The organism is Deltaproteobacteria bacterium, assembly GCA_021159305.1.
GTDB lineage: Bacteria > Campylobacterota_A > Desulfurellia > JAGGSF01 > JAGGSF01 > JAGGSF01.
In genome coordinates, this window is the sequence record JAGGSB010000087.1 from 69,853 (window position 1) to 80,372 (window position 10,520).

The following is a 10,520-nucleotide window of genomic DNA, read 5'->3' on the forward strand; positions in this document are numbered from 1 at the left end:
GGAAAAATAATGTTGGATGAGAAGATTATCTCACAAGCTATCATTGAAAAATACTCTAGGAAACTCCTTTCCTGTCTGGAAAATGATGTTTCTATTGTAGGTGGAGGGCCGGCAGGACTTATATGTGCATATTTTTTAAGTAAAAAAGGATACAAAACATGCTTATTTGAGAAGAAATTATCCATCGGCGGAGGAATGTGGGGAGGAGGAATGTTGTTTAACAAAATTGTGGTCCAAGAAGAAGGAAAAACAATTCTTGATGAATTTGACATAAATTATGAAAAATATGTAGAAGGATATTATGTATCAGACGCCATAGAGGCAATATCTACCATTACTTCCAAAGCGGTAAAAAGTGGAACACAAATATTCAATTGTGTAGAAACGGAAGATGTGGTTTTGAAAAAGACAAATTCTGATTACCATGTGTGCGGACTGGTGGTCAGCTGGTCTCCGGTAAACATGGCTCATCTGCCTGTTGACCCTTTGGTGGTAGAATCAAAATATGTAGTAGATGCTACTGGACATGAAGCGGTAGTGGCTTCCACACTGGAGAAAAAAGCAGGCGTAAAACTCATCTCTCCCACCGGCAAGGTCATCGGGGAAAAACCGCTGTGGGCAGAGATGGGAGAAAGAGATGTAGTTTTACATACAAAGGAAGTTTATCCGGGATTATTTGTGGCTGGAATGTCCGCGGTCAATGTCTGCGGCGCACATAGGATGGGACCGGTATTCGGCGGAATGATGCTCTCTGGTAAAAAGGCCGCACAGTTAATCATAGAAAAATTAAAAAAAGAGATATAAACATGTATGTTGTTGATGGAGCTTTTAGAGAATATGACATAAGGGGCATTGTAGATAAAGAAATAAATGAACATTTTGCCTTTATGTTGGGTAAGATTTTCTCCGCATATATAAGAGAAAAAACAAATAAGCAGGAAATTACAGTAAGCGTGGGATATGATGTACGCTTGAGTTCCAAGTCTCTTACCCAGTCTCTTATAAAAGGCTTTAATACTCAGGGTGTGAAGGTAATCAATGTAGGGCTTGTTCCAACCCCCCTCATATATTTTTCTCTATTTAAATTACCAGTAGACGGGGGAATAATGATTACCGCTTCCCACAACCCCCCTCAATACAATGGATTCAAATTGTGTTTAAACAAAACCACGCTGTATGGTCAGGAAATTCAAGAAGTAAAAGAGCTGATGAAGAGAGATAAAACCAAATCATACTTAGAAGAAATGACCAATCCTATTTATGAAGAATATGATATAATGAGAGATTACAAAACATATATCCTAAATCAGTTTGCTTGCCTAAGAAGCTATTCCAATAAACCAAAATTGGTTTTGGATGCGGGAAATGGATGCGGAGGACCTGTTGCCTATCCCTTAATAAAAGATTTGGGATTTGAGGTTGAAGGCTTGTATATTGAGCCAGATGGAAATTTTCCTAATCATCATCCCGACCCCACAAAGGAAGAAAATCTAAAAGATATGAAAAAGATAATAAAAGAAAAAAACTATGATTTGGGAATAGGGTTTGATGGAGATGCGGATAGGGTAGGTGTGGTTTTAAAAGATGGAAGAACAATGTTGGGGGACAGGTTAATGCTTCTTTTCTCTGAATATATCTTAAAAGAAAAACCAGAAAATTCCACCATTGTTGCCGATGTAAAATGTTCAAATATACTGTTTGAAAAAATAAAAGAGTTTGGTGGGAAACCCATAATGTGGAAAACAGGACATTCTCTAATAAAAGAAAAACTGTATGAGGAAAATGCCGTATTTGCAGGTGAGATGAGTGGACATTATTTTTTTAATGACCGCTATTTTGGTTATGATGATGCAATATACGGAGCATTGAGACTGTTAGAGATTATAACAAAAAACAATCTAAATTTACCAGAGTGGATGGATTCTCTTCCCGGGGTTTTTTCTACACCAGAGATAAGGATGGAATGCCCGGAGGAAAGAAAGAGAGAAATTGTATCTAAAATCTGCGATTATTTTAAACAAAAAGCAGAAAAATACAAAATAAAAGAAATTATAACCATAGATGGAATAAGGTTCAAAACAGAAAATGGATGGGCGCTGGTAAGGGCAAGCAATACACAAGCGGAACTCGTATTGAGATTTGAAGCAAAAGATAAAGACTATTTAAAGAATTTGATGAACATCGTTCAAAACAAAATTAAAGAGTTGTTAAAAGATACATAAAATAGAAAAAGTAGTCATAAAAGGTTGATTTTTTGCATATTCTGTTTAGAAGTGCGCAGTCAAAAAGACTTGACAAAACCTGTGCCTCATATAAAAATCTACACGAAACAATCATTCATTGCCTCATTTAAATTGTAATGAGATGTTTAAAGTTTTCATAAAAATCGGAGATTTTTACGGCAATTCGTAGAATTGTCATGTTTTCTTTTTTCATTACACAATTTTTAATGAAATTGGAATGCAAGGTTCCATTTTGTCATTCACAATTTTTAATGAAATTGGAATGCAAGGTTCCATTTTGTCATTCACAATTCCATTAACTTACTTTGCCATCTGGTAATCTTTCTTTTTAATTCCGCCGGATTTAACTGGTTGTATTCGGCTTTGAGCTTTTCTTTAGCTTTAACAGCTGCATAAGGAAAATCAAGCACCCGTTGGTATGGTGTTTTTGCCTTTAGATTTTTGGTGAGGCAATTCGAAATATTGCAAAATTTCCAAAAAGTGATAAAATGGGAGTAGTGTGGGTGGATTTTTTTAGTGAATTTTAGTGAATTTTGTTTTAAAGGAGGGTGTCATGGCAACGAGAATTGAAACAGATGCTATGGGCAACGTTGAAGTAGAAGAGGACAAGTATTGGGGTGCACAAACTCAGCGCTCACTGCAAAACTTCAAGATAGGCGGAGAAAAAATACCAATAGAGGTTATTAGAGCATTTGGTATCTTAAAGAAAGCTGCCGCAATAGCGAACTGTAAGCTGGGTGTGCTGGATGAAAAGCTCAAGGATGCCATATGTAAAGCGGCAGATGAGATTATTGAAGGCAAACTGGATGAGCATTTTCCTCTCGTAGTGTGGCAAACAGGAAGCGGCACTCAGAGTAATATGAATGTCAATGAGGTTATTTCAAACAGAGCAAACGAAATGTTGGGTAATCGTAAGCGGGGGACCAAAAGTCCTGTTCACCCCAATGATCATGTGAATAAGTCACAGTCTTCAAACGATACATTCCCTACTGCTATGTATATTGCTGCAACAAAGGCAACAATAGAGAATCTTATTCCGAAGGTAAAGGGGTTAAGAGATGTGTTAAACAAGAAATCCGAAGAATTCAAGGATATTATAAAGGTAGGAAGAACACATTTGCAGGATGCTACACCTATTACCTTAGGACAGGAGTTTTCAGGTTATGTCAATCAAATTGACAATGGTATAGAGGCTATTGAAAATACTTTAACTCATTTAAAACAGCTGGCTTTAGGTGGAACAGCGGTGGGCACAGGCTTGAATGCACCTGAAGGTTTTGATATAATGGTGGCAGAAGAGATTTCAAAGGAAACGGGTATTGATTTTGTTACTGCCCCCAACAAATTCGCGGCTTTGGCATCTCATGATGCAATTGTTGAGTCCAGTGGTGCACTGAAGACATTAGCCTGCAGCCTGAGGAAGATGGCCAATGACATAAGGATATTGGCTTGTGGTCCACGCTGTGGTATTGGCGAAATAAAGATTCCTGCCAATGAACCGGGAAGCTCTATTATGCCGGGAAAGGTCAATCCGACACAGTGTGAAGCAATGACACAGGTTTGTTGTGAGGTTATGGGCAATGATGTGGCTATAAACATGGCAGGTTCAGGTCTTGGATTAGAACTGAATATGTATAAACCTGTTTTGATATATAATTTGTTGCAATCTATAAGACTTTTAGGTGATACGTGCGAAAGCTTCAACAAGAATTGTGCCGTAGGCATAGAGGCAAATATAGAGAAGATTGATTACTTCTTGAAGAATGATTTGATGCTGGTTACGGCTTTGTCGCGTGCCATAGGATATGATAAGGCATCTAAAATTGCTCACCTTGCTGATGATAAAGGACTCACATTGAAAGATGCTGCACTCCAAACGGGATATGTGACAGAGAAGGAATACGATGAAATAGTTGATCCTCGTAAGATGATAAGTCCTTATGAAGTTTCCAAAGGTTAGGAATAAAGATTGTGAATATAAGTATTCCTTCTGAGAAAAAGTAAAATATCCAATTTATAGGCAGGAGTGAATTCACTCCTGCCTATTTCATTTATTTTAATCTTTTTAAAAAATGGATAGATTGAAAAGAACATTAAATGGGATAGATAAAAGTGGCTACAAAACATACAATTACATTTTAGGTGAGTATGATTTTCGCGAATTTACTTTAGAAGTGGTTTGTGTGCAAGGGGATCCTTTTGCCGCACCATCTAAAATCAGCATTTTTATCCCCAAAAAAATTCAAACAATATTTTTAAAAAACAAAATTAGGCGTATTGCTTTTGCCGATTATCTTTCTCGAAGATTCAAAGAAGGTATTAGAAAATTTACCAAATTAAATAGAGGAAGTGGTTCAAGCGGACTTATCCTTATTGAGGGAGGAGAACAGGTAGTTTTAGAAAGAAGCGCATGCGAAATAGATGAGAAGGGCATTGTCTTTCGCATATTTATGGGGTTGCCTGCCTATGGTAGGAGGATTTCTGCTAAAGACGCAGAAGAGATGTTCTTTAAAGAAATACCCGATATTTTAAACTACACCATAAATATAAATGAAGAGGAAGCACAATCATTCGTGCAAATAATAGAAGATACAGAATATTTAAGAGGCAAATTAGAAGAAAACAATCTATGCGCATTTATAGCAGACGATGCATTGCTTCCTCGTATAAGTGGTATATCCGATAAACCGTTAAAAAAAGCTGTGCCATTCAAAAGTCCTTCATCTTTAAGGGTAGCATTTTCTCTTCCCGGCGGAAAAGAAATCACGGGTATGGGCATAAAAAAAGGTGTAACACTCATTGTGGGTGGTGGTTTTCATGGAAAATCTACTCTCCTTTCGGCAATTGAACAAGGTATATATAACCATATACCAGAAGATGGAAGAGAATATGTAGTTTCTTCAAAAAGTGCAGTTTACATCTGCGCAGAAAATGGTAGATATATAGAGAATGTAAATATTGAACCATTTGTGTCATCCCTGCCTTTCGGCAAAGATACCATTCATTTTTCTACAGAAAATGCTTCCGGCTCAACATCTCAAGCCGCGGCTATCATTGAGGCTATGGAGGCAGAAAGCAAACTCTTGCTTATAGATGAAGATACATCCGCTACTAATTTCATGGTTAGAGATGCAAGGATGCAAGAGTTGGTTTCAAAGACAAAAGAACCTATTACACCATTTATTGATCAAGTAAAACAATTATACACAAACTTCGGTATATCCACTATCCTTGTCATGGGTGGATGTGGAGACTATTTTGATGTTGCCGATTGTGTTATTCACATGGATAGTTACATACCATACGATGTAACACAAAAAGCACAAAATATCATACATTTGTTGCCTACAAATAGAAAAAACGAAGAAAAAAAAGAAATAAAAAATATAAAGAAACGCATTTTCAATAAAAATAGCATTTCCCCCTATAAAGGAAGGAAGAAAAAGATTGACGGAAGAGGCACAACACTTATCTTCGGCAAGGAAAGAATAGATATGAAAACATGGAGGCAAGTTGTTACCTCTTCTCAACTGCGCACCATTGGGTTTATTATAGATTATATAAAACAAGACATTACAACAGATACTATAGAAGAGATAATAAAAAAGATAGAAAAAAACGGTTTATGTATTCTTCAACCATGTTATGGGAACATCGCCTCAGTAAGACTCCAAGATGTAATGAGTGCTTTGAATAGAACGAGAAATGTAAAATGTAGAGGATAAAGGGGAAGCGTAATGCTTCCCCTTTATCCTTTTATTTTACCATTTCCGTTTTACAATTTCATGCTGCATCATGGCGATAGCCTTTGTAGGATTCAGCTCCTTAGGACATGCGGCAATACAGTTCAAAACTGTATGACATCTCCACACGCCATGCTTGTTGTTTACTATATCCAATCTGTCACCTTTTCCATCATCTCTGGTGTCAAATACAAATCTTGCGGCATTCAACATCGCAGATGGACCCAGGTAATCCTTGTCAGACCAATAGAAAGGACAAGACGAGGAACAACAGCCGCACAAGATGCATTCATAAAGTCCATCCAACTTAGCCCTATCTTCTATACTCTGCAATCTTTCTTTCTCTGGTGGTGGCACCCTCTCGATCAAATAAGGTTTTACCATAAAATATTTGTTAAAGAAGTCAGTAAAATCACACACCAAATCCTTGATCACGGGAAAACCAGGTAATGGTTTAATAGTAAGTGTGGTGGTGTTGTAGTCTTCAATATGCGCCATACAAGAGGTAGTGTTTACACCGCATATGTTCATACCATCTGAACCACAAACTCCTTCCCTGCAAGACCTTCTATAGGTAAGCGTTCCATCTTGCTTCCAGCGAATCTGATTCAATCCATCCAAAATCATCATGCCTGATTTTTCTATTTCTACCTCAAAATCCTGAAAATAAGGAGATTCATCCTTTTCTGGATTGTATCTAAATACTTTGAATATTACTTTGTCTCCAACATTTAAAGTCATCTACCCCTCCTCTAATAAACTCTTTTCTTGGGTGGAAAAGATGGGACAGTCAAGGGCTGCGATCTCACCGGTTTATACTCTACCTTTGCATTGCCTTCATCATCCATATAAACAAGCGTGTGTTTTATCCAGTTTTCATCATCTCTTTCTGGATAATCCTCTCTAAAATGAGCACCCCTCGATTCTGTTCTATTCAAAGCACCCGCTGTCTCTATTATTGAGTTATCAATGAGAGACTCTAATTCCAGCACCTCTATAAGGTCAAGATTGAATGTCATGCTTTTATCTTCTAGCTTTACCTTCTTAAATCGTTCCCTTAAGCCTTTCAGAATCTCCACCTGCTTTTTCATCCCTTCTTCATTTCTAAACACAAACATATTGGTAGACATGCTTACCTTTAAGTCATCCCAAATATCTATCATCTTCTCCGTGCCTTCTGACTCAAACAGTCTTGTCACCCTTTCCATACCTTTCTTGGCGTATTTCTCTGCTATATATTCTTCACCCGGGAATGGATTCCTTATATTATTTTCTATAATCCATTTTGCTGCATTCACTCCTGCCTGCTTTCCTGTAAATACCAAGTCCAGCAGAGAATTGCAACCTAATCTATTTCCTCCGTGAAGAGATGCGGCAGCACACTCACCAGCAGCATAGAACCCAGTAACAGGTTTTTCTCCTTCTTCCATATTTCCTGTTGTTACCTCACTATTTATATTTGCCGAAATACCGCCCATATGATAATGCATTGTAGGTTCAACTGGAATAGGTTCTTTGGTGCAGTCAACGCCCATAAATTTATAGGTCAATTCCCATATACCGGGTAGCTTCTCCATAATAAAGTCATGACCCAGGTGATCCAACTTCAACAGACAATGGTCTTTCTTCGGACCTACACCTCTTCCCTCTCTAACCTCAGTTGCCATGGAACGGGAAACAACATCACGAGAAGCGAGATCTAAGACATGAGGTGCATACTTCTTCATAAACCGCTCGCCATCTGAATTAAGCAGATAGCCACCTTCTCCTCTAACACCTTCTGTAATCAGGTTGCCTACAGCATATAAACCTGTAGGATGAAATTGAATATATTCTGGGTCTTCTATAGGTATTCCTGCTCTCACAGCCATTGTCCAACCGTCACCGGTATTTAAATGGTTGTTGGTACTGGTGCGATACATTCTTCCATTTCCACCTGTGCCAAAAATCGTTGCCTTACCAAAGAAGATATGAAATCCACCGTTTATCATATCCCAGGTTAAAACGCCCATTACTCTTCCAGAATCCTCATTTCTTATGAGCTGCAAGGCAAAAAATTCATTATAATAATGTACATAAGGAGCTACATCCTCATGCAGCGTCCTTTCAAAAAGGCAGTGCAACATTGCATGACCCGACCTATCTGCAACAGCACAGGACCTGTGAGCAATCTCCTCGCCAAAATTTCTCATCTGGCCGCCGAAAGCACGCTGATAAATCTTGCCATTTTCTATTCGAGAGAAGGGCATTCCCCAATGGTCCAACTCGTAGATGAGCGACGGCGCTTTTTTCGTGAAAGCTTCTATAACATCCTGGTCACCTACATAATCACTACCTTTTACCGTGTCATACATGTGCCAGATCCAGTAGTCCTCATCCATATTCGCAATAGCAGCATTGATGCCGCCCTGAGCAGAAACAGTGTGCGAACGAGTAGGAAAAATCTCAGAAATGACTGATGTTTCCAACTTCGCCATGCCTGTCTGCACAGCAGCAGCCAATCCTGCTCCACCTGCTCCTACAACCACCACATCTGATTCGTGTAACTCTACTTTAAACTCTGCCATAAAACCCTCCTTTTTAAGGAACAATAGCTATAAATGCAACCCAAAAATAAATAATACCTGTCACACCAAACACAAGCTTCAAAGTTGTTCTCCAGCCAGCTGTTCTTATATAATCATCAAGTATATAGAAAACGCCATTCATACCATGATAAACGAGGAACAAAGAAAATAGCACATAAAACGCCTTCTTAAACATTGCATGCATCAAAAACCACATCATTGCCGAGGGCCACAAACCGCTCCAATGATTAATAAACATATGAAAAATAAGTATAAGGATAAGACACAAACCTGTAATTCTCTGGGCAAACCAGGAAAAATCTCCCGCCTTTGCGCTACCTGTATACCTATCTATATATCCTCTCATGTATTCTGCCATCTTTTAACCTCCCTTAAACAGAAAATGTTGCAATAGCACCAATTATAAACAGGATAATAGCGATTACCCAGAAAACCCATATATTGGAGTTATAATTTTCTCTTTCTGCACCATGAGCAAAATTGACAATCACGATCCTTAACCCATTCATTGAATGATAACACAAGAGAGCCCACACAACCAAAGTTACCACTTTGCTTGTGTCCATAAAACCTACGAAGTGAAACAAAACATATAAAACCAAAAGCAATCCTGTAATACGGTGCAGCAACCATGCAATCCAACCCTGATGCCATTTATAAGTTACACTGCCTTCCAACCATTTCTTCTCAGCATTTGCATACTTCATAATACCTCCTTTCTATTGATTTATTGCCTTCAAGGGTGAGATTATTCACCCCTAAAAGCAATAAATCACATTTAAAGCTATTTCAGTAAACCTAACTCATCTACTCTATCACACACTTCTTTTACATGATCTGCGGATTCTTTCAGGAGGGCCTTTTCTTCAGTTGATAGGTCAAACTCTATAATTTCTTCTACGCCATCTTTGCCCAATTTTACAGGTACGCCTACCGGCAGATCATTTATGCCGTACTCACCATGTAGGAAAGCATGACAAGCAATAACCGCTTTCTGATCTCTCAAAATAGATTCTGTCATCCAAGAGACACCTGCTGCTGGTGCCCAATAGGCACTTGTTCCCAGCAATTTTACAATTTCACCACCGCCACCCTTCGTTCTTTCTATGATTCCTTCTAATGCGTTTTTCTCAACACTTTTACTTACAGGAACACCATAGACAGAAGAGTAATCTCTTAAAGGCACCATATCATCACCATGGCTGCCCAGTGTCATTGCCCAAACATCCTTTACAGATACCTTTTTCTCCATAGCCAGGAAAGCCATAAATCTTGCTGAATCCAATGCTCCTGCCTGTCCCACCAGACGGTTATCCGGAAATCCTGTTACCTTTTTTGCAGCATAAATCATGGCATCTAAAGGATTAGCCAAAATAATAAAAATACAATCTGGCGCATATTTTTTCACATTTTCGGCTACCACCTTCATAATCGGTATGTTTTTCCCTAAAAGATCATCTCTGCTCATGCCAGGTTTTCTAGGGAAGCCAGCAGTCATAATCACAATATCCGAACCCTTGATGGATTCATAGACATCACCTTTTGACGAACCGATAATTTTTGTGTCATAACCAAGGATAGGTCCTGCTTCCATCATATCCAGCGCTTTTCCCTCTGGAAAGTTTTCAATAATATCGGTCATTACCACTTCATCGGCAATTCCCTTCATTGCCATAATAAAAGCAGCAGACTCTCCAACATGCCCTGCACCAATTATACTTACCTTGCGGATTCCTAACATTTCACACCCCCTGACAAAATAAAATTAAACTTCAACTTCACTTCTCCGCCTTCAGGCAGAATTCTACACCAGAATGAAATAGATTGTCAACATTTTTTATTTTAGTGTCATTTAAAAATTAAAAGTGAACTGTTTTTATTAGATTTACGATTTAAAAGTGAACACCTGATAAACCATAATCTAAGGCCAAAAGAGAGGGCTTTAG

General features: G+C 38.4%; 9 protein-coding genes. 4 read left to right on the plus strand and 5 right to left on the minus strand.

The window, feature by feature from the left end; all coding sequences use genetic code 11:
- Positions 1 to 9 precede the first annotated feature (9 nt).
- The 4 genes from J7J10_05810 (at position 10) to J7J10_05825 (ending at position 5,968) form a co-directional block, all read left to right on the plus strand.
- Positions 10 to 804, plus strand: coding sequence for a thiazole biosynthesis protein (locus J7J10_05810; GenBank protein MCD6130444.1), 795 nt, complete (start codon positions 10 to 12; stop codon positions 802 to 804).
- A 2-nt stretch (positions 805 to 806) separates the two neighbouring features.
- Complete coding sequence (locus J7J10_05815) at positions 807 to 2,222, plus strand: phosphomannomutase/phosphoglucomutase (GenBank protein MCD6130445.1); 1,416 nt, start codon at positions 807 to 809, stop codon at positions 2,220 to 2,222.
- A 574-nt stretch (positions 2,223 to 2,796) separates the two neighbouring features.
- Positions 2,797 to 4,203 (plus strand): class II fumarate hydratase, encoded by a 1,407-nt coding sequence (fumC, locus tag J7J10_05820; GenBank protein ID MCD6130446.1) that lies wholly within the window; start codon positions 2,797 to 2,799, stop codon positions 4,201 to 4,203.
- 112 nt (positions 4,204 to 4,315) lie between these two features.
- Complete coding sequence (locus J7J10_05825; protein ID MCD6130447.1) at positions 4,316 to 5,968, plus strand: ABC-ATPase domain-containing protein; 1,653 nt, start codon at positions 4,316 to 4,318, stop codon at positions 5,966 to 5,968.
- Positions 5,969 to 6,004: 36 nt separating this feature from the next.
- Here the strand turns inward: J7J10_05825 and J7J10_05830 are convergent, their stop codons facing one another.
- The 5 genes from J7J10_05830 to mdh all read right to left on the minus strand — a co-directional run bounded on the left by J7J10_05830 (position 6,005) and on the right by mdh (position 10,315).
- Positions 6,005 to 6,727 (minus strand): succinate dehydrogenase iron-sulfur subunit, encoded by a 723-nt coding sequence (locus J7J10_05830; GenBank protein ID MCD6130448.1) that lies wholly within the window; start codon positions 6,725 to 6,727, stop codon positions 6,005 to 6,007.
- An 11-nt stretch (positions 6,728 to 6,738) separates the two neighbouring features.
- Complete coding sequence (sdhA, locus tag J7J10_05835) at positions 6,739 to 8,553, minus strand: succinate dehydrogenase flavoprotein subunit (protein MCD6130449.1); 1,815 nt, start codon at positions 8,551 to 8,553, stop codon at positions 6,739 to 6,741.
- 13 nt (positions 8,554 to 8,566) lie between these two features.
- On the minus strand, positions 8,567 to 8,932 hold the full coding sequence (locus J7J10_05840; GenBank protein ID MCD6130450.1) for a hypothetical protein: 366 nt from the start codon (positions 8,930 to 8,932) through the stop codon (positions 8,567 to 8,569).
- A 13-nt stretch (positions 8,933 to 8,945) separates the two neighbouring features.
- Complete coding sequence (locus tag J7J10_05845; protein ID MCD6130451.1) at positions 8,946 to 9,281, minus strand: succinate dehydrogenase; 336 nt, start codon at positions 9,279 to 9,281, stop codon at positions 8,946 to 8,948.
- Positions 9,282 to 9,358: 77 nt separating this feature from the next.
- Positions 9,359 to 10,315 carry a malate dehydrogenase gene (mdh, locus tag J7J10_05850; protein MCD6130452.1) on the minus strand — a complete coding sequence of 319 codons (957 nt, stop codon included), beginning with the start codon at positions 10,313 to 10,315 and terminating at the stop codon, positions 9,359 to 9,361.
- Between the last annotated feature and the right edge of the window lie 205 nt (positions 10,316 to 10,520).